Origin of the sequence: Actinomadura violacea (assembly GCF_017573465.1) — a bacterium.
Classification (GTDB): domain Bacteria; phylum Actinomycetota; class Actinomycetes; order Streptosporangiales; family Streptosporangiaceae; genus Spirillospora; species Spirillospora violacea.
On sequence record NZ_JAGEPF010000009.1, the window covers coordinates 189634 to 212284 of the forward strand.

Sequence of the window (22651 nt, forward strand, 5' to 3'; positions counted from 1 at the left end):
AGGTGGAAGCCGGGCTCAGCGGATGCGCATGCGCGCCACCACGCCGGAGTCGTACGTGCCGTCGACGAACTCGCGGTGTTCGAGCAGCTCCGCCAGGAACGGCAGGTTCGTCGCGATGCCCTCGATGCGGAACGCGCCCAGCGCGGCGCGCGCGCGGGCCAGCGCGTGCGCGCGGTCGTCGCCGTGCACGCAGAGCTTGGCGAGCAGCGAGTCGTAGTACGGCGTGACGGTGTTGCCCTCGTAGTAGCCGGCGTCGATGCGGATGCCGTCGCCGACCGGCTCCTCCCACACCTTGATCTCGCCGGCCCCCGGCCGGAAGCCCTGCGGGTCCTCGGCGTGCACGCGGAACTCGATCGCGTGGCCGCGCGGCGCGGCGGCGGGCGGCGCGACCCGCTCCCCGGCCGCGATCCGGAACTGCTGCTCGACGAGGTCGACGCCGGTGACCATCTCGGTGACGGGATGCTCGATCTGCAGCCGGGCCGTCAGCTCCAGGAAGAAGAACTCCTGCGCGACCGGGTCGACCAGGAACTCGACCGTCCCCGCGCCCCGGTACCCGACGGCCTCCCCCGCGCGGACCGCCGCGGCGAGCATCCGCTCCCGCAGCGCCGCGCCGACGCCCGGCGACGGCGTCTCCTCGGCGACCTTCTGGTACCGCCGCTGGACGGAGCACTCCCGCTCCCCCAGCGCCACGACGGTGCCGTCCACCAGGCCGAGGATCTGCACCTCGACGTGCCGGACGCCCTCCACGTACCGCTCCAGCAGCACGTCGCCGTGCCCGAACAGCCGCGTCGCGGCCGTGTGGGCCGCCTCGAACGCGGTGCGCAGCGTCTCCGCGTCGTAGGCCGAGCCCAGCCCGGCTCCGCCCCCGCCCGCGGCGGGCTTCACCATCACCGGGTAGCCGATCCGCTCGGCCTCCTCCAGCGCGGTCGCCGCGTCCGGGACGGGCTCCCACGCGCCCGGCGACACCGGGACGCCCGCCTCCTTCATCAGGTTCCGGGCGTTGATCTTGTCGCCCATCCGGGCGACGACCAGCGGCGGCGGGCCGACCCAGACCAGGTCCCGCGCGGCGACGGCCCGCGCGAACGGGGCGCTCTCGGCGAGGAACCCGTAGCCGGGGTGGACGGCCTGCGCGTTCGTGCGCTGCGCGGCCTCCAGCACCGCCGCCGCGTTGAGGTAGCTGCGCGCCGGGTCGGCCGGGCCGATCAGCACCGCCTCGTCCGCCTCGGCGACGTAGGGCAGGCCGGCGTCGGCCTCGGAGTACACCGCGATCGCCTTCAGGCCCATGGCCTGCGCGGTGCGCACGACCCGGCCGGCGATCTCACCCCGGTTCGCCACCAGCACGGACTCGAACACCTGCGGACTCCCTCGGCGAGCTGCGGTCCGCCGGCTGCCCCGGCGGTCCTGACCAGGCCGACACTAGTGCCCGTACCGCCCCCGGTCCGGCGGTACGGCCGACAAATCCCGGCCGCGGGCCCGGCCGGGGGCGCGGCCGGGGGCGTGGTCAGGGGCGGGGGCGGCGGTCGACGACGCGGCTGAGCGCCTCCACGACCGTCGGGTCGTACTCGGCGGCGGAGTCCAGCCGCAGCCGCTCCAGCACGGCGGCGCCGCGGTCCCGGTCGGCGGAGTCGCCGACCAGGTCGTCGTAGGCGTTGGCGACCTTGATGATGCGGCCGGCCAGCGGCGGCGCCGGGACCGGCTGCCCGGCCTCCCCGGGCCCGGCGAGCGTCTCCGGGCCCGTCCGGTACGGGTGCGACGACAGCTGGACGATGTGCGCGACCCGGTCCAGCACGCCGGTCTGCTTGATGACCTCGGCGCCGAGCTCGGCGATGCGGCGCTGCTCGGCGGGCGAGGCGAGCACCGTCGCGCCGCCGGGGATCGGGTCGCCGAGCGACAGCTGCCCGATGTCGTGCATCAGCGCCGCGTACTCCAGCTCCAGCAGCTCCTCCTCGGACATGCCGAGCTCGCGGCCCATCGCCACCGACAGCCGCGACACCCGCCGCGAGTGCCCGGTCTCGACGTACCCGCCGACCTCGGTGACCCGCGACAGCGCCCGGACGGTCTGCAGGTACGTCGCGCGGATCCCCGCGTACCGGCGGAACGCGAACTGGGTGACCAGGATCGGCACCGTGAAGATCAGCAGCGCGGCCTCGCCCATCGCCGTGGTCGCGACCGCGATCAGCATCGCGGTGGCGCTGGTCGCCGCGCACAGCGCCATCTTCGCGTCGATCTCGTCGCGCAGCGCGATCCCGAACCGGGCCCGCACCGCCTCCGCCCGGATCATCGCGGCGATCAGCACGTCGGTGAAGCAGGACAGCACGACGACCAGGCCCATCACCGCCAGCAGCAGCTGCCAGGGCAGCCCGAGCGACAGCATCGGCCGGAAGCACAGCGCCACGACCGCGACGGTGAACAGCCGGCGCGCCATCGCGTCCGGGCGCGGCGACCGGCCGACCATGATGTGCGGCAGCGAGCCGACCAGCATCCCGACCGACGTCACCGCGACGACCTGCAGCGGCGAGTGCTCGGCGGGGACGACGCCGAGCGGCGCGTCCGGCGGGGCGCCCTCGGGGCCGATGCCGACCAGCAGCGCGTAGCCCATCGCGCCGGCGCTGGCGATCGGCGCGACCTCGCGGTTGCCCGGCATGACCATCCGGAACAGCTCGCCGAGCGCGATCAGCACGCCGAAGATGATCGCGACGTTGGGCTGCCGGAGCCCGGCCGCGGCGACCTCGGCGATCGCGACGACGACGAACAGCCCGGCGGTCGCGATCAGCAGCAGCTGGCCGGAGTCGATGGTCTGCCATGCGGCCCGCTCGCGGCGGGCCCGGATCTGGGTGCTGCTCATGGGGGGTCCGGTCACCGCCGTGCTTCGTCTCCGGCGACCCGCAGCGGGGCGCTCGGGTCGTCATGGTCCTGCTGGGTGGTCTCGACGACGTCGTCGTCCGGCAGCACGACGGGCCGCGGCGGCTCCCAGCCGTCCCGGTCCAGCGCGCGCAGGAACGCCTCCACGATCACCGGGTCGAAGTGGTCGCCCATGCCGCGGCGCAGCTCCGCCACGGCCTCCGCCACGGTGCGGGCCGCCCGGTAGGAGCGGGTGGAGGTCATCGAGTCGAACGCGTCCGCGACGGAGATGACCCGGGCGAACTCGGGGATCTCGTCGCCGGCCAGGCCCATCGGGTAGCCGCGGCCGTTCACCTTCTCGTGGTGGTGCATGATCCCGGCGAGCGCCTCGTCCAGGAACCCGATCTCCCGGACGATCTCCAGCCCGCGCATCGGGTGCAGCTGGATCGCGGCGAACTCCTCCTCGGTGAGCGAGCCGGACTTCTGCAGCACCTTCGTCGGGACGCCGAGCTTGCCGACGTCGTGCAGCATCCCCGCGTACCGGATCGCCTCGACCCGGTCGGCGCGCATGCCGATCTCCTGCGCGATCATCACCGAGCCGCGGGAGACCCGCTCGGAGTGGCCGCGGGTGTAGTAGTCCTTGGTCTCGACGGCCTGGCAGAGCGCGGCGAGGGTGGCGGCGTGCGCCTGCTGCTGCGCGTACGCCTGGTCCATCGCCCAGCGGGCGATGAACAGCGGCAGCAGCACCAGCACGGCGGCGAAGGCGCCGATCCGCGGCCAGAGCCCGGCGATCAGCAGCCCGACCATGCCGTAGCCGAGGCAGCCGACGGCGAGCTGGCCGCTCTCGTGCAGCAGCTCGCGGGGCGCGGCCTGCCGGGACAGCAGCAGCACCCCGGCCATCAGCAGCAGGTTGACCAGGACGAAGGTGACCAGGGCGCCGAGGAACGGGCCGATGACGTTCTCCACCCAGCGGGACTGCTCGGGGTGGAAGCGGTCACCGCCGAGCAGGTCGAAGACCGTGCCGGCGCAGAAGCCGCTGAGCGCGAACTGCGCGCCGTTGAAGGCGCGCTTCTCGGGCGCGAAGAACCGCTGGCCGGTGACCAGCGCGCTGAGCCCGAGCAGCGCCGCGCCGGCCGGGCCGAGCAGCACGACCCCCGCCAGGCTGGCGGCGAAGCTGAGCGAGACCCGGGCCCGCTCGACGTTCAGCCGGGCGGGCGCCGAGTCGCAGATCAGGAACAGCAGGGCCAGCACGGCCAGTTTCGTCCAGTCCACCCCCGTGAAGGACGACGTGGCGATCAGCGCGGCCGCTAGCGCGACCACCCCGCACACGTACGCCCAGGCAGCGAGAGGTAGTCCACGCATTGCCGCCCCTTAGGGAGTGACGAACGAGCGGGCCGCCGCCGGGATCGACCGTGCCTGCCGGCACCTAGACCCAGGAAACGCCCTCGGGCATCATCAGCGACGACGACCCCGTGGCGCCCTGGCACCGGCCGCGTCCGGCCGGACTCTCGCACTTGAGCATGGCTTCCGCCTCCCCCCGTTGACCGGGCCCGCCGGCCTCGCGGCCGACTCACCGGAACCGCACGGCCCCGATCTCCAGGTCCCCACATACCCCGAATTCCCGGGCATGCACGCGTTCCCGTCGCTGATTTCGGCCCAAGCCTAACGCGAACTGCCCAGGTCACACAGGCATGGCGGGAATCGTGAGCAAAGCGTGAAGCAAGGGTCACTTTAAGTGATCAATTGCCGGGGATAATGCACCGAGCGTACCCGCACAATGCCGCTGCACAATCTCAATGCACGTGCATCCGCAAATGGCATTCCTAAACCGGGCAGAATCAACCCATCAATGGCACCAAGCCGCATTCCCCGGCTCTCCGGCACGGAACCGGCCCTCCCGGGCGGCCGCGCTCAGGCGGTGCGCCCGCGCGCCCACGCGGCCGTCTCGGCCAGCCCGTCGGCGAGGCCCACCCGCGGCTCCCAGCCGAGCGCCTCCCGCGTCGGCCCCGGATCCACCGCCATCGCCGGCAGGTCGCCCAGCCGCGGCGGCGCGAACTCCGGCTCGTCCGGCGCGCCCACCGCGGCCGCCACGAGCGCGTGCAGGTCCCGGTCGGTCGTCTGCAGGCCCGTGCCGACGTTGAACCGGCCGCCGCCCCCCGCCTCGCCCGTGGCGCGCGCGAACGCGTCCACGACGTCCAGGACGTACACGTAGTCGCGGGTCTGCTTGCCGTCCCCGAACACCCGGGTCGGACGGCCCGCCAGCAGCGCGTCGGTGAAGATCGAGATCACGCCGGCCTCGCCCTCCGGCGTCTGCCGCGGCCCGTACACGTTCGCCAGCGTCAGCGTCGTGAAGTCGAGGCCGTGCAGCGCCCGGTACATCCCGGCGTACACCTCGCCCGACACCTTGGACGCCGCGTACGGCGACGCGGGCCGCAGCGGCGCGTCCGGCGGGACCGGCAGCGCGTCCGGCACCCCGTACACCGCGCAACTGGAGGTGAAGACGACCTTGCGGCTGCCCGCCGCGCGCGCCGCCTCCAGCACGTTCGCGGTGCCCGTCACGTTCACCCGCGCGTCGTGCAGCGGGTCGGCCACGCTCGCACGCACGCTCACCTGCGCCGCCAGATGGCAGACGACCTCGGGGCGGCGCGCCGCCATCCGCTCGGCGAGCGCCGGATCGGCCACGTCCATCCGCCACAGCTCGATGGCCGGGTTCTGGTTGGCGCCCGACGACAGGTCGTCCACGCCGACGACCTCATGGCCGTCGGCGAGCAGCCGGTCGACGAGATGGGACCCGATGAAGCCGGCCGCGCCGGTGACGAGAGCGAGCACCCCAGCACGATACCCAGCCGGGGCCCCGCCGACCGGCGCCCGCGCCGTCCGGCCCCGGACACGCGGGGGCCGGCGTCAGGCGGACGCGGGCCCTACCCGGACTCCGCGGTCAAGCGGAATCCGCGGTCAGGCGGACTCGGACGCGCCGGTGCCGCCGCCCGCCGCGACGCCGCCGCCGGTCGACTTGATCTCGCCGCAGATCTCCTCGATCCGGCCGAGCACCTTGGAGCGCAGCTCGGCCGGCGCCTGCTCGCATCCGCAGGACTTGTTCACGATCTTCTTGACGGCCTCTTCCAGGCCGTACTCGCGCAGGCAGGGCCCGCACTCGTCGAGGTGCTCGCGCACCTCGCCGCAGCCGCCCTGGTCGAGTTCGCCGTCAAGGTAGGTGTAGACGCGCGCGAGGACCTCTTCGCAGGACGTCTCGTGGTGGTCGCCACAGCTCATGGCTCACGCACCCCTCTCGCTCACCGCGCCGCGCCCGGCCGCGGTGTCCGGCATGTCGCTCCGTGCTGCGCGTCCGGCGCGTCCCCGGCTCATGCCGGCCCCCCGGTGGCGCGCGTCAGGCCGCGGTCCTGAGCGTAGTCCTCCAGCATCCCGCGCAGCTGCCGCCGTCCCCGGTGCAGCCGCGACATCACCGTGCCGATGGGCGTGCCCATGATGTCGGCGATCTCCTTGTAGGCGAAGCCCTCGACGTCGGCGAGGTAGACGGCGATGCGGAACTCCTCGGGCAGCTCCTGCAGCGCCCGCTTCACGTCGGAGTCGGGCAGGTGCTCCAGCGCCTCCGCCTCAGCGGACTTCAGCCCGCTGGAGGTGTGCGACTCGGCGCGCGCGAGCTGCCAGTCCTCGATCTCCTCGGCCGCGGACTGCTGCGGCTGGCGCTGCCGTTTGCGGTAGGAGTTGATGAACGTGTTGGTCAGGATGCGGTACAGCCACGCCTTGAGGTTGGTGCCTTCCTTGAACTGGTGGAAGGACGCGAACGCCTTGGCGAAGGTCTCCTGTACGAGATCCTCGGCGTCCGCCGGGTTGCGCGTCATGCGCAGCGCGGCCGAGTACAGCTGGTCCAAGAACGGGAGCACGTCGCGCTGGAACCGCTCCTGGCGCTGCTCAACGGTCTCCGTGGTGCCCGGTACCTGACCCACCCCCTTGACTGTGGCGCCCTTGGCCTTGGCCGGCCTGGTGGCGTCGTATCCCACAGACGATATCGGGCCGCGCTGCCTGATCACGCCCCCGGGGGCGCGCGCGCCGCCGGGCGGGGACACTACCCCCGCGCCGCGCGGGTAATCGGCAACGGCTGTGGTCATCGGCCTGCACCTCCGCTGTAATCGTCCGTCGCACCGCCCGCGAGCGCGGGGAGTGCGGCCCGTCCGGTCGTGCGACTCCACGTATGCGGACGGTTATGAGACGGTGCAACGCCGGGACGTGCCCGCCGATTCCCCGACCGGGAGCCGCGCGCGGAAAAGATTCCGGACGTCCCCGTGCGGCCCGGGTCACCCCGCCCGGCCTGCACGGAGGGTGATGACCGGGCCCTGACGGGGAAAGAACTCACATACACGGCGAGAACAGGAGCAAACCGTTGCTACCGGTGCCGGCGCGACCTCCCGAGCCCACCATCGCCAGCCTGCGCGACTCCCCCACGGAGGGCGACGCTTTGGCGCGCTACTGGAGGTTCTACTGGGCGGTGGCCGACGCGCAGCTGACGCGCTGGCTGCCGCGCAGGCCGTCGCGCGTCCTCGACATATCCGGCGACCACGGCCGCTGCGCGGAGCGCGCCGCCGAGGCCGGCCACACCGTCGTCGAGGTCCGCGACCCCCTGCTGGAGCGCCGCACGCGCGGAGCGCTCGCCGCGGGCGCGTCCGGCGACGGGTCCGCGGCGGCCGGGCCCGCGACGACCAAGGTCCTCGGCGACTCGGGCTCGCTGGCGTTCCTCGGCGCCGCGTCGATGGACGCCGTCCTCGCCGAGAACCGGGTGCTGTCGCGGCACCTGGCCACCGAGGAGACGATCGCGGAGATCGCGCGGGTGCTGCGGCCCGGCGGGCGGGTCCTGCTGTGCGTGGACTCCCTGACGCTCGGGATGGCGCTGCTGGCCGAGCAGAGCCACTGGGCGCACCTGTCGGACGTGCCGGCCGCGGAGGTCGTGCTGGTGCCGTGGCCGGACGGGACGATCACCCGCTGCTTCGGCGCCGACCAGCTGCGCGAGCTGCTCGCCGAGGTCGGCCTGGAGGTGGCGTGGATCAGGCCGCGCACGGCGCTGTCGCCGTCGACGGTGGAGCACGTGCTGGCCTCGTCGCCGGACGCGCTGCCGCGGCTGGTCCGGACGGAGCTGAACGCCCCGCCCGGGGACGAGTCCCTGGGCTTCCATCTCCTCGCCAGCGCCAAACGGCTCTAGGACGGCCGCCGGGGCCCGCGCCTCACCGTCCGCGGCGGTCGTGCCGGGCCTGGCAGGGGACGCAGCGAGCGGCGTCGGGACGGGCCTCCAGCCGCCCTTCGGGGACCGGGCCGCCGCAGCCGACGCAGCGGCCGTAGGTGCCGGCGGCGAGGCGGTCGAGCGCGGCCCGGACGGCGCCGCGGTGCCGGCGCAGGGCGTCGAGCGCGGCCTCGACGCGGTGGTGCTCGGAAAGGCCCGACCCCGCGTCCGCCGGCGCGTTCTCGCGCTCCGGGCTCTCTCCCCGCAGAATGGCGATGGACCGATCCAAATCCTCGATCATCGCCTCCAGTCGGGAACGGGCTGCGGCTGCGTCCACGAGGTCCGAACTCCTCCCGGTGGGGGTCTCCGGGCAAAGCCGTCCGGCGCGCGGGAGGGCCGGTCCCGGCCGCCGGTGCCGGGAGGGGCCGGAAGCGGCGGCGGCCGGAACGCGGTCAGAACAGCGAGCCGGAATGATTGCCCGGATTATCCCCATCACTGGCGGGTTCTATGAGTTCCGGGCCGTTGTTTTTCACGCTGTTGACCGCCTTCGACACCGGATAGGCGTCCATCGTCCCCGCCATCGCCGGGACGAGCAGGCCGCGCACCTCGTCCGGGTCGGTCAGCCCGGGGTCGAGCCAGGCGTCCCACTGGTCCGGGCGCACCACCATCGGCATCCGGTCGTGGATGCGGCCGAGGTCGTCGGGCGCGTCCGTGGTGATCACCGTGCACGTCCAGAGCCAGTCGGCGTCCTCGTCGTCGCGCGGCTTCCACAATTCGTAGAGCCCCGCCATCGCCATGACGGCGCCGCCCTTCGGGCGGATGAAGAACGGCTGCTTCTGCGGCTTCCTCTTCGCCTTCTTCTCGCCCTCCGCCGGATCGTCGGACTCCTGGAGCACGTACCACTCGAAGTAGCCGTCGGCGGGCAGCAGGCAGCGCCGCTTCGCGAACGCCCGCCGGTAGGACGGCTTCTCGTGGACGGTCTCGGCCCGCGCGTTGATCATCCGGGAGCCGATCGACAGGTCCTTGGCCCACGACGGGACGAGCCCCCAGCGCAGCGTGCGGAGCTGCCGCACCGCCTCCTCGCCGTCCGGGGCGTCCTTCGGGGCCCGGGCGAGGACCGCCGGGACCTGTTTCGTCGGGGCGACGTTGTAGTCGGGCTGGATCTCCCCGCCGGCCGCGTCGACCTGCACCTGGAACTCGTCCAGCAGCTCCTGACGCGCGCGGGTGGTGGCATATCGACCGCACATGGTCCCCATCCTGCCGCGCTTGAGGCGCATCGTGGCGGGCATGTAGCGGGTCATGCGACCCATCGAGACCCTGGCCCGCCCCATGGTGGCGGCCCCGTTCATCATGACCGGTCTGGAGGCGGTCCGCGATCCGCGCCCGCGCGCCGAGCAGGTCGGGCCGTCGGTGAAGCCGATCGCCGACCGGATCGACTGGATGCCGAAGGACCCCGAGACCCTCGTCCGCATCGAGGGCGCGATCAGCGTCGGCACCGGCGCCCTGCTCGTCATGGGCAGGTTCCGGCGGCTGACGACGCTGCTGCTCGCCGCGCAGATGCTGCCCGCGCTGGCGACCGAGCACCGCTACTGGAGCGAGGACGACCCGGACCGCCGCGCCGAAGAGCGCTCCCACCTGCTGAAGAACGCCGCGCTGTTCGGCGCGCTGCTGATCTCGGCGACCGAGCCGCGGCGCCCCCCGCGCCTCGCCGAGCTGCGCCGCGTCGCGCGCGAGTCCCAGATCAGGACGGGCGCCGAGGCCAAGGCGATGCGCCGGGAGGCGGCGGCGACGCTGCGCGAGGCGCGCCGCGAGGCGGCCCGGCAGGCCCGGGTGGCCCGCGCCGAGGGCGGCCGGAAGGCGGCCCGGCAGGCCGCGCGGGCCGCGAAGGCCGGCAGCGGCGGCGGTGCCGTGCTCGGCGCGAAGCTGGGCAAGGCGTCCGCGAAGGCGGGCAAGGCGTCGGGCAAGGCGTCCGGGATGATGGCGCAGGCCGGCAAGTCCATCAAGGCGGGCGCCGCGACGCAGGCCGCGAAGGCCGCGAAGACGGGCCGGGGCGGCGGCGCGAAGCTCGGCATGAGGCTCGGCCGGGCCTCCGGCAAGGCGTCCGGGCGCGGCGGCGCGCTGCTGGGCGGGCTGAAGCTCGGCAAGGCGTCCCGCAAGGGCGGCAGGCTGGGGCTGATGGGCGGCAAGGCCGGGCTCATGGGCGGCAAGGCCGCGGGGAAGGCCGGCAAGGCGTCCGGGATGGCGTCACAGGCCGGCCGGACCATGAAGGCGCAGACCGCCGCGCAGGCCGCCCGCGCCGCGAAGGCCGGCCGGACGGTGCAGGCCGGCACGGCGGTGCAGGCGGGCAAGGTGCTGCAGGCCGTCAAGCACTGAGCCGCCGCGGGCGCGGCCGGGCGGCCGGTTTCCCGAAGCGGGCCTTAACGCGGCCTCAAATCCGTTGAACCGCGCGCCGGGCCGGCCGCGTACTGCCTGGTGACCGCCCGCACACCTGGGTCCTTCGACCGACACGGAGACGCCCGGCCATGGCAGCACCCGGATCGACCGGCCGGACGGGCGGCCTGCGGAGCCTGCTCCGCAGGCCCGGCCCGGCCGCCGTTCCGCGCCCGCGCCCCGCGCCCGGCGGCGAGGAACTGGTCGCGCAGCTGTACCGGGAGTACCAGCGGCCGCTGATGTCGTTCGTCCTGCGGCTGACCGGCGGCGACCGGCAGTGGGCGGAGGACGTGGCGCAGGAGACGATGATCCGGGCGTGGCGCAGCGCCGACCGGCTGGACGTCCGGACGGCCTCGCTGATGCCCTGGCTGGCCACCGTGGCGCGGCGTATCGTGATCGACGACCGGCGGCACCGCGACGTGCGGCCCCCCGAGGTCGGCGACGCCCCCCTGGAGAACCTCCCGATGGCGGACGAGATGGACGCCCTGCTGCGCAAGGTCGTCGTGGCCGAGGCGCTGGCCTCGCTGTCACCCGCGCACCGGCAGGCGCTGACCGAGACGGTGCTGCGCGACCGGACGGTCAACCAGGCGGCCGAGCATCTCGGGATCCCGGTGGGGACGGTGAAGTCCCGGGTGTACTACGCGCTGCGCGCCCTGCGCGTCGCCTTGGCGGAGAGGGGGGTGACCTCATGAGTTCCCAGGTCGAGCACACCGATGTCGGCGCCTACGCGCTGGGGCTTCTCGAAGCCGGTGACCGGCGGGCCTTCGAGGCGCATCTGCGGGGGTGCGGGTTCTGCCAGGCCGAGCTGCGGGAGATGGGCTCGATGGCCGAGGCGCTCTCCGGGCTCGACCCGGCGGAGGCCGAGCCGCCCGGCGAACCCGCGGCGCCGCCCGCTCCGGTGATCGACATGGTGCGGCGCAGGCGGGCGGCGGACCGGCGCAGGCGACGCGTCGCGTACGCGGCGGGCGCGGCGGCGGCAGCCGCGCTGGTGGCGGTCGGCGTGGGCGTCGGGACGGCGCTCGGCGGCGACGGCGGGAAGCCACAGCAGCCTCCGGCGCAGGCGATCGTCGGCGAGCGGCATCAGGCGGCGGACGCGCGGACCGGCGCGTCCGGCACCGTCGGCCTGGTGGACAAGAAGTGGGGCACGCAGGTGAGCTTCGAGCTCACCGGTGTGAAGGGCCCGCTCAAATGCCATCTGGAGGCGGTGTCGAAGTCGGGGGCGCGGTCGGTCGTCGGCGGATGGCGCGTGCCCGAGCCGGGATACGGCGTCCCAGGGTCCCCGAAGCCGCTCGACATGCAGGGCGCGACCGAGCTCTCCCGTGGCGAGATCACCAGCTTCCAGGTGGTCGTGGACGGCGGCGGGACGCTGCTCACCATCCCCGTCTGACCGCCGAAACCGTTCGCGCCGCCCACCGGGCCGCCCGATAACCTTGGGGCATGCCCTCTCCGCACTGGAACGCCCCGGTCGCCGACGGCCCGGTCGACGCCACCGTCCGGCTGCCCGGCTCCAAGTCGATGACGAACCGGGCGCTGATCCTGGCGGCGCTCGCCGAGGAGCCGGTGCGCATCGCCCGGCCGCTGCACAGCCGCGACACCGAGCTGATGGCGGACGCGCTGCGCGCGCTCGGCGCGAGCATCGAGGAGGCCGAGGGGGCGTCCTCGGCGGCGGAGAGCGACTGGCGGACCGTGCCGGGCGGGCTGCGCGGGCCCGCGCGCGTGGACACCGGGCTCGCCGGGACGGTGATGCGGTTCGTGCCGCCCGTCGCGGCGCTCGCCGCCGGCGACGTCGCGATCGACGGCGACCCCTACGCCCGCAAGCGGCCGATGGGCCCGATCATCGCCGCGCTGCGCGCGCTCGGCGTCGCGATCGACGACGGCGGGCGCGGCGCGCTGCCGTTCACCGTGCACGGCACCGGCGCCGTCGACGGCGGGCCCGTGACGATCGACGCGTCCGGGTCGTCGCAGCTGGTGTCCGGGCTGCTGCTGGCCGCGCCGCGGTTCGGCAAGGGCGTGGAGGTGCGGCACGAGGGGCCGCCGGTGCCGTCCGCGCCGCACCTGGAGATGACCGTCCGGATGCTCCGCGACCGTGGCGTCGCGGTCGAGACCGAACGGGACGTGTGGCGGGTCGCGCCGGGGCCCGTCCGCGGCGGCGAGTGGACGATCGAGCCCGACCTGTCGAACGCCGCCCAGTTCCTCGGCGCTGCGCTCGTCACCGGCGGGCGCGTCACGGTCCCGGACTGGCCGGCCGACACCGCGCAGCCCGGCGACGCGCTGCGCGGCCTGCTCGCCCGGATGGGCGCGGGCGTCGAGCTCGGCCCGGACGGGCTGACCGTCCGCGGGCCCGGCGGGTTCGGCGGGCTGGAGGCCGACCTGCACGACGTCGGGGAGCTGACCCCGGTGCTCGCGGCGCTCGCCGCGCTCGCGGACTCCCCGTCCCGGCTGACCGGCATCGCGCACCTGCGCGGCCACGAGACCGACCGGCTGGCGGCGCTCGTCACGGAGATCAACGGGCTCGGCGGGGACGTCCGGGAGCTGCCGGACGGCCTGGAGATCCGGCCGCGCCCGCTGCACGGCGGCGTCTTCCGCACCTACGACGACCACCGGATGGTGATGGCCGCGGCGGTGCTGGGGCTGGCCGTCCCGGGCGTCGAGGTGGAGAATCCCGCCACGGTGGGCAAGACACTTCCAGGCTTCACCGAGCTGTGGGCGTCGATGCGGGCGTCCGCCTGAGAGCGGCGCCCGCCTGAGAGCAGCGCCTGCTCAAGAACGGAGATCGGACCACTGGCACGACGAGTACAGGACTACGACGAGGACGACGTCCGGGTGCGGCCCGGGCGCCGCGGGTCGCGGCCGCGCACCCGCCGCCGCCCGGCGCACGAGGACGCCTCGGCCGGGTTCGTGACGGCGGTCGACCGCGGCCGCTACCGCTGCCTGGTGGGCGCCGGGAGCGGCGGCGAGCGGGCCGTCACCGCGATGCGGGCGCGCGAGCTCGGCCGCAAGGGCGTGGTGGTCGGCGACCGGGTCGCGCTGGTCGGGGACGTGTCCGGCGCGCAGGACACGCTCGCCCGGATCGTCCGGGTGGAGCCGCGGGCGTCGTCGCTGCGCCGCACCGCCGACGACACCGACCCGTTCGAGCGGATCATCGTCGCGAACGCCGACCAGCTGGTGATCGTGACGGCGCTGGCCGACCCGGAGCCGCGGCCCCGGATGATCGACCGGCAGCTCGTCGCCGGCTACGACGCGGGGATGGACCCGCTGCTCGTCCTCACCAAGGCCGACCTCGCCGACCCGGCGGGCCTGGTCGCCGAGTACGCGCCGCTCGGCGTCCCGTACGTGGTGACCCGGCGCGGCGGCGACCTCGACGAGCTGCGCGGGCACCTGTCCGGCCGGATGAGCGTGCTCGTCGGGCACTCCGGCGTCGGGAAGTCGACGCTGGTCAACGCGCTGGTCCCGGACGCGGAGCGGGCCGTCAGCCACGTGAACGCGGTGACCGGCCGGGGCCGGCACACCTCGTCGTCGGCGATCGCGCTGGAGCTGCCCGGCGGCGACGGCTGGATCATCGACACCCCGGGGGTGCGCAGCTTCGGGCTCGCGCACGTCGAGCCGGAGAACGTGATCAACGCGTTCGAGGACCTGGCGGAGGGCGCGGCGGAGCGCTGCCCGCCGCTCTGCGACCACCTGCAGGAGTCCTGCGGCCTGGACGGCTGGGTCGAGGACGGGCACGCCAGCCGGGCCCGGCTGGACTCGCTGCGCCGGCTGCTCGCCGCCCGCGAGGGCGAGCCGGAGTAGCCGCCGGCCCGGCGAACCGGGGCGAAATGGCCCTTCACTCCGCGTGAGACGTCGGTATCGTCGCCTGCATGCCGCGCACGATCCACGATGGCCGCTACGAGCTCCTGGACGAGCTCGGCCGCGGCGGCATGGGCGTGGTCTGGCGCGCCCTCGACACGCTGCTGGGCCGCGAGGTCGCGGTCAAGGAGGTGACCCCGCCGCGCGGCCTGGACGGGACGCAGGCCGAGCACGTGAACGCGCGGACGATCCGGGAGGCGCGGGCGGCGGCCCGGCTCCGCCACGCCGGCATCGTGACGGTGCACGACGTCGTCCTGGAGGACGGCCGGCCCTGGATCGTGATGGACCTGGTGCAGGCGCCCGGCCTGGACGCCGTGATCAGGCGGGACGGCCCGCTGCCCCCGGACCGGGTCGCGCGGATCGGGCTGGACCTGCTGGACGCGCTGCGGGCGGCGCACAAGGCCGACGTGGTGCACCGCGACGTCAAGCCGGCGAACGTCCTGCTGGGCGCGGAGCACGCCGTCCTCACCGACTTCGGCGTCGCCACGATGACCGGCGAGGACACGCTCACGCAGACCGGCGCGATCGTCGGCTCCCCCGCCTACCTGTCGCCCGAGCAGGCGCGCCGGGAGGACGCCACCCCGGCGTCGGACCTGTGGTCGCTCGGCGCCACCCTCTACGCGGCGGTCGAGGGCCGCCGCCCGTACGAGCGCCCCGACATCTACGGCCTGATGGGGGCGCTGCTCCAGGACGAGCCGGACCCGCCGCGCCGCGCCGGACCGCTGCGGCCGGTCCTGCACGGCCTGCTCCGCCGGGACCCGCGCGAGCGGCTCTCCCACGACGAGGCGGAGCGGCTGCTGCGCGCCGCGGCGGCTCCCCCGGAGCCGCGGCATGAGGGCCACGATCCGACGGTCGACCCGTCGCCGAACCCGTCCCCGGCGCCGGTGCCTCCGGCTCCCGAGCCCCCGGGACCGCCCCCTGCGGGCCCGCATCCGAACCCGGGGCCGTGGCGGCCCGACAGCACCATCGAGCCGAGCGACCAGAGGACCCTGCCGCCGCACCCCGTCCCGCCGCGTCCTGATCCGGGGCCGGGGCCTTCACCGTCCCCCGTACCGCCCGCCCCTGGACCCGAGCCCGGACCTCGGCGGCGGCGGTGGGAGCTGATCGTTCCGGCCGGGATCTTCGCGGCGGCGCTGGTCGCGGCGGCCGTGGTGCTCGCGGTGTTCCTCGACGGCGGCGGGAACGGCGGGCCCGGCCGCACGCCGAGCGCCCGCCCGTCGGCCGGCGCGGGTTCAGGAGTACCGGCGGGCTACCGGCTGTACCGGGGGTCGGCGTTCCTGGCGGCGGTGCCGGACGGGTGGAAGGCCGACGGCGAGGGCGACGCGGTCACCTTCACCGCCCCCGAGCAGGGCGCGACGCGCGGCGTGGCCGTGACGCGCGCGAAGCCCGGCCCGTTCGACACCACCGACCCCGGGGACGCGCTCGCCGAGGCGGCGAAGTCCTTCGCCGGCAAGGACTCCGGCTACACCGACTACCGCCAGGTGGGATTCGACCGGAACGTGTCCTACCGGGGCGGGAAGGCGGCCGAGCTCGAGTTCACGTTCACCGAGAACGGCAAGCCCGCCCGGGCGCGGGTGCGCGTGTTCCCGTTCGACGGCGTGCTGTACCAGGTGGTCCTGGCCGCCGACCAGGCGCACTGGAACGAGACGGTGCCCGCCTACGAGACGCTCCTCGGCACCTTCCGCGCCTCCAGCTGAGCGACCGCGGCCGGTCCCGGGCTCAGCCGGCCGGCGGCTCGCCGAACAGGCCGCGGGCGCGGGTCTCCGCCTCGTTCAGGGCGCGGACGTGCTCGGGCGCCAGCTCCTCCACGCACCGGGTCATCTCCTCGGTGACGTGGCTGAACGCGCTCTCCTCGGCGGCGCGCAGCGCGGCCCGCACGCTCGCGGACCGGGCGCCGAGCGCGGCCCACTCCAGCTCCAGCCGGGCGACGGCCTCCTCGAACGCGCGGGCCGTCCCGGCGCCCGCGTCCTTCAGCTCGTCCGGAATCGGGCCGCGGCCGGACCTGCGGGCCTGCGCGGACAGCGCGGAGATGCGGCTGGCGAGCGCCAGGCCCTCGCGGGCCAGCGGCAGCACCTCGGTGATCAGGTCGGTGACGGCCCGGGCCAGCTCCTCCACCCGGGTGAGCAGGGTCTGCGTCGCCTGCTCCAGCGCGGCGGAGGTGCGCGCGGCGACGCGTTCGGCCACGTCCCGGCGGCTGCGCGACAGCACCGGGACGACGTCGCTGTCCAGCCGGCGGCGCAGCTCCTCCTCGCGGGCGGCGCGGCCGTCCGGGCCGGTGCGCTCCGCCCAGTCCGCCCAGAGCCGGTCAAGGCGCTCGTCGCCGGACGCGGCGATCTCCGCGGTGATCTCCTCCATCGCCTCCCCGGCCCGGGCCTTCAGCCGCTCCACCCGCCCGTACAGGGCCTCCCGTTTGAACGGGTCGTTCAGCTCGTTCAGCTGCGCCTGGAGGCGGCGGGAGACGTCGATGGCGTGCTCGGCCAGGGGGACGAGGCGGTCGGCGAGCTCGTCGAGCGTCCGCGCGCGGCGCGGATCGGTCAGCTCGGCGACCCACTCGGGCAGTTCGTGGGCCATGCGCCCATGCTGCCAGGCGCCCGCGCCCGGCACCGGCCGCCGCGCCTCACGGGCGGGCCGAAAAGCCGTAACGGCCCGGGGTGAGTGTGTCGGTGCGGGCCGTGATCGCGGTAGCGTGGCACGCCGTGGCGGGCTATTCCGATGACCTGCGTCTCGCGCATGTGCTGGCGGACGGGGCCGACGACATCACGACCAGGCGTTTCCGCGCCCTCGATCTGGACATCGAGACCAAGCCGGACCTGACGCCGGTCAGCGACGCCGACCGCAGCGTGGAGGAGCAGATCCGCGGCACGCTGAAGCGGGCCCGGCCGCGGGACGCGGTGCTCGGCGAGGAGTACGGCCGGACCGGGTACGGCAACCGGTGCTGGATCATCGACCCGATCGACGCCACGAAGAACTTCGTGCGCGGCGTCCCGGTGTGGGCGACGCTGATCGCGCTGATGGAGAACGACGAGATCGTCGTCGGGGTGGTGTCGGCGCCGTCGCTGAACCGGCGCTGGTGGGCGGCGCGCGGCGGCGGTGCCTGGTCAGGCCGGAGCCTGACCCGGGCGAGCCGGATGACGGTGTCGGCGGTGGCGGAGATGTCGGACGCGTCGCTGTCGTTCTCCAGCCTGAGCGGCTGGGAGGAGCAGGGCCGGCTGCCGCACTTCCTCGACCTGACGCGGCAGGTGTGGCGGACGCGGGCGTTCGGCGACTTCTGGTCGCACATGATGGTGGCCGAGGGCGCTATCGACATCTCCACCGAGCCCGAGGTGTCGCTGTGGGACCTCGCGGCGCTCCAGGTGATCGTGGAGGAGGCGGGCGGGATGTTCACCGACCTGTCCGGGGTGCCGGGGCCGGACGGCGGCAGCGTGGTGTGCACCAACGGCCTGCTGCACGCCGAGGTGCTGCGCACCCTCGGCGGCGGGCAGCTGTCCCTGCGCGTCTGACGGCGCCGCCGCGCGTCTGAGGGCGCCTCCGGCGGCGTCCGGGGCCTCCGATGGCTGGCCTCGCACCCGACTCGCGACATATCGTGGAACAGCGGTCGCGGGACGGCCGTTGTACAGGTGGGCGGCCCGTAAACGGAGGTAACTGATGTCGACCAAGACCAAGGTAGTGATCGGTGGAGTCGTCGTCGGCTTCCTGACCCTGTTCGTGTTCCCGTGGTGGCTGAGCGCGCTGATCATCCTGGGCGTGCTCGGCGCGCCGCTCGCCGGCTACCTCATGCTCGACCCGTCGCAGCGCAAGCGGGTCCGCGCGCAGGGCCGCAAGCGCCTGGGCAGCTGATCGGATCGATCCCCGTCCGGCTCCGCGCGTCCCGTACGCCCTAGCATTCGCCTGTGGCGGAGATGCGGATCGGCGTCGTCGGGGCCGGGATCCTGGGGCTGGCCATCGCGCGGCGGCTGGCGGAGACGCGGCCCGGCGCGCAGGTGACCGTGCTCGACAAGGAGGCCCGCGTCGCGGCCCATCAGACGGGCCACAACAGCGGTGTCGCCCACGCGGGCCTCTACTACGCGCCCGGTTCGCTGAAGGCGACCCTGTGCCGCCGCGGCATCGGGCTGCTGAAGGACTACTGCGCGGAGAAGGGCCTGCCGTACGAGGAGTGCGGCAAGGTCGTCGTGGCGCGGGACGCGGGCGAGCTGGGTCCGCTGGACGAGATCGAGCGCCGCGCCACCGCCAACGGGGTGCCCGGGCTGCGGCGGCTGACCGGCTCGGAGCTGCGCGAGATCGAGCCGCACGCCGCCGGGGTCGCGGCGCTGCACTCCCCCACCACCGCCATCGTCGACTTTCCGGCGGTGGCGCGCGCGTTCGCCGCCGACGTCACCGCCGCGGGCGGCGAGGTGCGGCTGGGCTTCGAGGTCGTCCGGCTGGGCCGGGCGGGCGACCGCGTCCGGGTCGGCTCACCGGACGAGGAACTGCTCTTCGACCGGTTGATCGTGTGCGCGGGCCTGCAGTCCGACCGGGTCGCGCGGCTGGCGGGCGACGCGTCCGGGCCGGCGATCGTCCCTTTCCGCGGCGAGTACTACCGGCTCGTCCCGTCGCGGACGGACCTGGTCCGCGGGCTGATCTACCCGGTGCCCGACCCGCGGTACCCGTTCCTCGGCGTCCACTTCACGCGCCGCGTGGACGGCGGCGTCGACGTCGGCCCGAACGCCGTGCTGGCGCTCGCCCGGGAGGGCTACCGGCGCCGCGACGTCCGTCCCGCCGACCTGTGGGAGACGCTGCGCTTCCCCGGCTTCCGGCACCTCGCCCGGCGGCACTGGCGGACGGGCGCGAAGGAGCTGTACGGGTCGGCGGTCAAGCGGGCGTTCGTCGCGCAGGCGCGCGGGTTCGTGCCGGAGCTGACCGCGGACGACGTCGTCGCCGCGCCCGCGGGCGTCCGGGCCCAGGCGGTGGACCCGGACGGCTCGCTCGTCGACGACTTCCGCATCGGCCGCGCCGGCCCCGTCGTGACGGTCCGCAACGCCCCCTCCCCCGCCGCGACCTCCTCGCTGGCGATCGCGGAACACGTCACCGCGCACCTTTGAACCGTCAGGGCCAGAGCTTGCGGTCGTCGCCGCGCGGGTCGTGGACGATCTCGTCGGACGGGTGGCCGAAGAGCTTCACCGTGCGGGCGGACGCGTCGAAGCGGTCCCAGCCGGGGTCGCCGTCCACCGCGAACGACACCCAGGCGCGGTGCATGCGGCCGGCGAGATCCTGCGGCGGGTTCGGGCCGGCGAGGCCATCGGGCTCGCTGGCCAGGTTGTCGAAGACGAAGCCGAGTTCGAGCGCGTGGCAGGCGCCGAGGTCGTGGTTCGGGGACCGCCAGCCGAACTCGTACATCCACGTCCCGCCGGTGCCGCCGGACGCGGCGTGCCGCTCGGCAAGCCGGTTCGCCGGGATGCGGAACAGGCTGTCGGTGATGATCGTCGCCATCAGCTCGCCGGGCGTGAGGCCGGGGTGCCGGTCCCGGTAGGCGGCCGACACCGCGGTGGGCACGCCCATCCCGGCGGTCGCGGCGAACACCAGATCGTCGGTGAGGGCGGCGGCGATGCCGGTCGGCATCAGGAACAGCCGGAACTCCTCGGAGGTGTAGCCGGTGAGCAGGTCGACGCCGCGTCCGGCGCCGGCGCCGACGGCGTCCTCGGGCCGCCGCTTGAGCAGTTCGCCGTCCAGCACCGGAGTGAGGGACATGCCGCCCGCGGCGGTGGTGACGCCCCAGCGGCCCGGGTCGGGCAGCGCGGTGACCTCGGCGGCCACCGCGGACTGCACGGGCATGATCGCGGCGGGGTCGAGCGCGGCGAACCCCTCGGCGGTCGGTTCGACGCCGAGCCGCGCGGCCATCTCCTTGGTGACGAGCAGGGCGTCCGCCGGGTCCTGCACGATGGCGCCGGCGCCGCTCTGCGCGATCGCGCGGTGGAACAGGCCGAGGTCGAGGGAGAGCAGCGTGCTGACGCTCATCGCGCCCGCGGACTCCCCGAACACCGTGACGCGGGCGGGGTCGCCGCCGAACGCGGCGATGTTGTCGCGGACCCATTCCAGCGCGAAGATCTGGTCGAGCAGGCCCCGGTTGGACGGGGCGCCGGGCAGATACGCGAAGCCCTCGACGCCGAGCCGGTAGTTGATGCTCACGCAGACGACGCCGTCGCGGGCGAAGTTGTGGCCGTTGTAGACGTCGACGCCGCCGGACCCGTTGCGGAACGCGCCGCCGTGGATCCACACCATGACCGGCAGTCCTGACGCGCCGGGCTCGGGCGTCCAGACGTTCAGGTTGAGGCAGTCGTCGCCAGGCACGACCGGGTCGGGCAGGAGCCGGTCATAGGGGCGCGGGTAGGGAGGCTTGGGGACGGTGGGGCCGTACTCGGTGGCGTCGCGGACGCCGTCCCACGGCTCGTGCGGCTGCGGCGCCCGGAACCTGTTCGGGCCGAACGGCGGCGCCGCGTAGGGAATGCCCAGGAAGGCGGTGACGCCGTCTCTGGTGGTGCCGCGAACCTCGCCGTACGCCGTCCGAACGACCGCCGCCATGCCGCGCCTCCGATTCTAGAACGAAATTCGACAATCAGAGGGTACGGGACGGGCCCCGTGGGCGGAATGGGCGATTCAGCCGGTCTCGTCCCCGGGCCGCAGCATGCGGGTGAGGTAGCCGCGGGCGAACGCGCGGATGCCGTCCTCGTCGTCCAGCGCGAGCCCGCCGCCGGGGACGAGCAGCAGCGACACCGCAACGCGCAGCAGCACCTCGGCGACCGCGTTGTGCTCGTCGGCCCGGTCGGGGCGGGCGCGGCGCAGCCGGTCGGCCAGGATGTCGCGGGCGGCGAGCATCACCGCGCCGCCGTTCATGCTGAGCTGCGGCAGGAACGCCTCCGGCTCGCTCTGCAGGACGCGCGTCATCAGCGGGTGCGTGCGGGCGCTCTGCAGGCCGGCGACGAACCCCTCGACCACCGCGTCCTCGGGGGACGCCAGGCCCTCGGTCGCGCGGGCGAGGCCGGTCAGGAAGCGGCGGCACTCGCGCAGGATCACCGCCTGGAGCAGCTGCTCCTTGTTGGTGAACCGCCGGTAGATGGTGGTGCGGGCGACCCCGGCCCGCTTCGCGACGTCCTCGACGCTGACCCGGCGCAGCCCGTAGGTCTCGAACTCGGCGAGCGCGGCGTCCAGGATCCGCGCGTCCAGGCCGTCGCCGTCGGCGGCGGGGTCCGACAGCCGGGCGAGCAGCCCGCCGTCGCCGCGGCCGGCCGGCCCGGCACCGGTCAGGGAGGAGGCGTCCGTGGTCATGGACGCACCCTAACCGCCCCGGAGGGCCGTTCCGCGACAATCCGCGCAACACAGCTACAATTATCGTCGTTCTGTTCCATCCTCGTTCCCCCTCGGCGGTGCCCATGCCCGACTCCGCGCCCACCCCCCTCGGCCCCGGCTCGCTGACCTGGCGGTACTTCGGCGACACCCGGATGCTGCTGGTCGGCCCGCGCGCCGCCGTGCTGCAGAACATGCTCCCGGCGCTCGGCCAGGGCGTCCTGGACCACTCGGTGTTCTTCTCCGAGACGTTCGCGCGACTCAAGCGCTCCGCCGGGCCGATCCTCAACACCGTCTACGGCGGCGACCGGTCCGCGGAGACGGGACGCGGCGTCCGCGACTTCCACGTCGACATCAAGGGGACGATGCCGGACGGCTCCCGCTACCACGCGCTCGACCCCGAGACCTACTACTGGGCGCACGCGACCTTCCTCGACAACATGCTCTACGGGATCGAGACGTTCGTCCGGCCCCTCGGCGAGGCGGACAAGCGCCGCATCTACGAGGAGTCCAAGACCTGGTTCCGGATGTACGGGGTCAGCGACCGGGCCATGCCGGAGGACTGGGAGGCGTTCCAGGCGTACTGGAAGCGGATGCTGGACGAGGAGATCGTCGCGCACAAGACCGCCCGGTACGGCGTCGGCTACGTCACCAAGGGCCTGCCCGCGCCGCCGAAGGTCCCGGCGCCGGTGTGGCGGGCGCTGTCGCCGCCGCTGAACGCGGTCGCCCGGTTCGTCACGGTCGGCGGCCTGCACCCCCGGATGCGCGAGCTGCTGGAGCTGCCCTGGAGCGCGGCCGACGAGCGCCGCTACCGCCGGTTCGCCGCGGCCGTCCGCGCCGGGAACCGGCTGTGGCCGCTGCTCCCCGAGGCCGTCCGCTACCTCCCGCAGGCCCGCAAGGCCTTCCGCCGCGCCCGCGCCACCCGCCCCCCACGTTGACTTGCGGCGTGTCGGCCTTAAAGGGCGCCTCTTAAGGCCGACACGC

The 22651-nt window shown here is 74.6% G+C and carries 22 protein-coding genes; 11 read left to right on the top strand and 11 right to left on the bottom strand.

Annotation, left to right across the window (positions count from 1 at the left end):
- Positions 1-15: 15 nt before the first annotated feature.
- The 6 genes from J4709_RS15770 to J4709_RS15795 form a co-directional block, all read right to left on the bottom strand.
- Positions 16-1353, bottom strand: coding sequence for an acetyl-CoA carboxylase biotin carboxylase subunit (locus tag J4709_RS15770; RefSeq protein WP_208241315.1), 1338 nt, complete (start codon positions 1351-1353; stop codon positions 16-18).
- 148 nt (positions 1354-1501) lie between these two features.
- The gene (locus tag J4709_RS15775; protein WP_208241317.1) at positions 1502-2845 is read right to left on the bottom strand and encodes an HD-GYP domain-containing protein; all 1344 of its coding nucleotides are present in this window, start codon (positions 2843-2845) and stop codon (positions 1502-1504) included.
- Between the two features lie 11 nt (positions 2846-2856).
- Positions 2857-4203 carry an HD-GYP domain-containing protein gene (locus J4709_RS15780; RefSeq protein WP_208241319.1) on the bottom strand — a complete coding sequence of 449 codons (1347 nt, stop codon included), beginning with the start codon at positions 4201-4203 and terminating at the stop codon, positions 2857-2859.
- 549 nt (positions 4204-4752) lie between these two features.
- A complete protein-coding gene (locus J4709_RS15785; RefSeq protein ID WP_208241321.1) occupies positions 4753-5670 on the bottom strand; it encodes an NAD-dependent epimerase/dehydratase family protein in 918 nt (305 codons plus the stop codon).
- Between the two features lie 126 nt (positions 5671-5796).
- Positions 5797-6114 carry a mycothiol system anti-sigma-R factor gene (gene rsrA, locus J4709_RS15790; RefSeq protein WP_208241323.1) on the bottom strand — a complete coding sequence of 106 codons (318 nt, stop codon included), beginning with the start codon at positions 6112-6114 and terminating at the stop codon, positions 5797-5799.
- Between the two features lie 89 nt (positions 6115-6203).
- Complete coding sequence (locus J4709_RS15795; RefSeq protein ID WP_173099264.1) at positions 6204-6809, bottom strand: sigma-70 family RNA polymerase sigma factor; 606 nt, start codon at positions 6807-6809, stop codon at positions 6204-6206.
- Positions 6810-7252: 443 nt separating this feature from the next.
- Between J4709_RS15795 and J4709_RS15800 the strand changes: the two genes are divergently transcribed.
- A complete protein-coding gene (locus tag J4709_RS15800; protein ID WP_208241325.1) occupies positions 7253-8056 on the top strand; it encodes a class I SAM-dependent methyltransferase in 804 nt (267 codons plus the stop codon).
- Positions 8057-8078: 22 nt separating this feature from the next.
- Here the strand turns inward: J4709_RS15800 and J4709_RS15805 are convergent, their stop codons facing one another.
- Positions 8079-8411: a TraR/DksA family transcriptional regulator gene (locus tag J4709_RS15805; protein WP_208241326.1), complete on the bottom strand. Its 333-nt coding sequence runs from the start codon at positions 8409-8411 to the stop codon at positions 8079-8081.
- A 115-nt stretch (positions 8412-8526) separates the two neighbouring features.
- Positions 8527-9375: an SOS response-associated peptidase gene (locus tag J4709_RS15810; protein ID WP_232383534.1), complete on the bottom strand. Its 849-nt coding sequence runs from the start codon at positions 9373-9375 to the stop codon at positions 8527-8529.
- Between J4709_RS15810 and J4709_RS15815 the strand changes: the two genes are divergently transcribed.
- The 6 genes from J4709_RS15815 (at position 9374) to J4709_RS15840 (ending at position 16047) form a co-directional block, all read left to right on the top strand.
- Positions 9374-10447 carry a DoxX family protein gene (locus tag J4709_RS15815; protein WP_208241328.1) on the top strand — a complete coding sequence of 358 codons (1074 nt, stop codon included), beginning with the start codon at positions 9374-9376 and terminating at the stop codon, positions 10445-10447. The two genes, J4709_RS15810 and J4709_RS15815, sit on opposite strands and share 2 nt — an antisense overlap.
- A 149-nt stretch (positions 10448-10596) precedes the next feature.
- Positions 10597-11196 (top strand): sigma-70 family RNA polymerase sigma factor, encoded by a 600-nt coding sequence (locus J4709_RS15820; RefSeq protein WP_208241330.1) that lies wholly within the window; start codon positions 10597-10599, stop codon positions 11194-11196.
- On the top strand, positions 11193-11891 hold the full coding sequence (locus tag J4709_RS15825) for an anti-sigma factor family protein (RefSeq protein WP_208241332.1): 699 nt from the start codon (positions 11193-11195) through the stop codon (positions 11889-11891). Before J4709_RS15820 ends, J4709_RS15825 begins: the two co-directional genes overlap by 4 nt.
- A 50-nt stretch (positions 11892-11941) precedes the next feature.
- Positions 11942-13234, top strand: a complete 1293-nt coding sequence (aroA, locus tag J4709_RS15830) for a 3-phosphoshikimate 1-carboxyvinyltransferase (protein WP_208241334.1) — start codon at positions 11942-11944, stop codon at positions 13232-13234.
- A gap of 93 nt (positions 13235-13327) precedes the next feature.
- The gene (rsgA, locus tag J4709_RS15835; protein ID WP_307801271.1) at positions 13328-14293 is read left to right on the top strand and encodes a ribosome small subunit-dependent GTPase A; all 966 of its coding nucleotides are present in this window, start codon (positions 13328-13330) and stop codon (positions 14291-14293) included.
- Between the two features lie 68 nt (positions 14294-14361).
- Positions 14362-16047, top strand: a complete 1686-nt coding sequence (locus J4709_RS15840; protein ID WP_208241336.1) for a serine/threonine-protein kinase — start codon at positions 14362-14364, stop codon at positions 16045-16047.
- A 22-nt stretch (positions 16048-16069) separates the two neighbouring features.
- Here the strand turns inward: J4709_RS15840 and J4709_RS15845 are convergent, their stop codons facing one another.
- The gene (locus J4709_RS15845) at positions 16070-16921 is read right to left on the bottom strand and encodes a hypothetical protein (protein WP_208241338.1); all 852 of its coding nucleotides are present in this window, start codon (positions 16919-16921) and stop codon (positions 16070-16072) included.
- A 125-nt stretch (positions 16922-17046) separates the two neighbouring features.
- Between J4709_RS15845 and hisN the strand changes: the two genes are divergently transcribed.
- The 3 genes from hisN (at position 17047) to lhgD (ending at position 19428) form a co-directional block, all read left to right on the top strand.
- Positions 17047-17850, top strand: a complete 804-nt coding sequence (hisN, locus tag J4709_RS15850; RefSeq protein ID WP_208241340.1) for a histidinol-phosphatase — start codon at positions 17047-17049, stop codon at positions 17848-17850.
- 145 nt (positions 17851-17995) lie between these two features.
- A complete protein-coding gene (locus J4709_RS15855) occupies positions 17996-18187 on the top strand; it encodes a tail-anchor membrane protein (protein WP_151541353.1) in 192 nt (63 codons plus the stop codon).
- A 62-nt stretch (positions 18188-18249) separates the two neighbouring features.
- Entirely contained in the window at positions 18250-19428 is a 1179-nt protein-coding gene (lhgD, locus tag J4709_RS15860) for an L-2-hydroxyglutarate dehydrogenase (protein WP_208241589.1), read from the top strand.
- A gap of 4 nt (positions 19429-19432) precedes the next feature.
- Here the strand turns inward: lhgD and J4709_RS15865 are convergent, their stop codons facing one another.
- Both J4709_RS15865 and J4709_RS15870 read right to left on the bottom strand, forming a co-directional pair.
- On the bottom strand, positions 19433-20905 hold the full coding sequence (locus J4709_RS15865) for a carboxylesterase/lipase family protein (RefSeq protein ID WP_208241342.1): 1473 nt from the start codon (positions 20903-20905) through the stop codon (positions 19433-19435).
- A 75-nt stretch (positions 20906-20980) separates the two neighbouring features.
- Complete coding sequence (locus J4709_RS15870) at positions 20981-21649, bottom strand: TetR/AcrR family transcriptional regulator (protein ID WP_173099254.1); 669 nt, start codon at positions 21647-21649, stop codon at positions 20981-20983.
- A 104-nt stretch (positions 21650-21753) separates the two neighbouring features.
- Here J4709_RS15870 and J4709_RS15875 point away from each other — a divergent pair, with 104 nt between their 5' ends.
- Complete coding sequence (locus tag J4709_RS15875) at positions 21754-22605, top strand: oxygenase MpaB family protein (RefSeq protein ID WP_208241344.1); 852 nt, start codon at positions 21754-21756, stop codon at positions 22603-22605.
- The last annotated feature ends 46 nt before the right edge of the window (positions 22606-22651 follow it).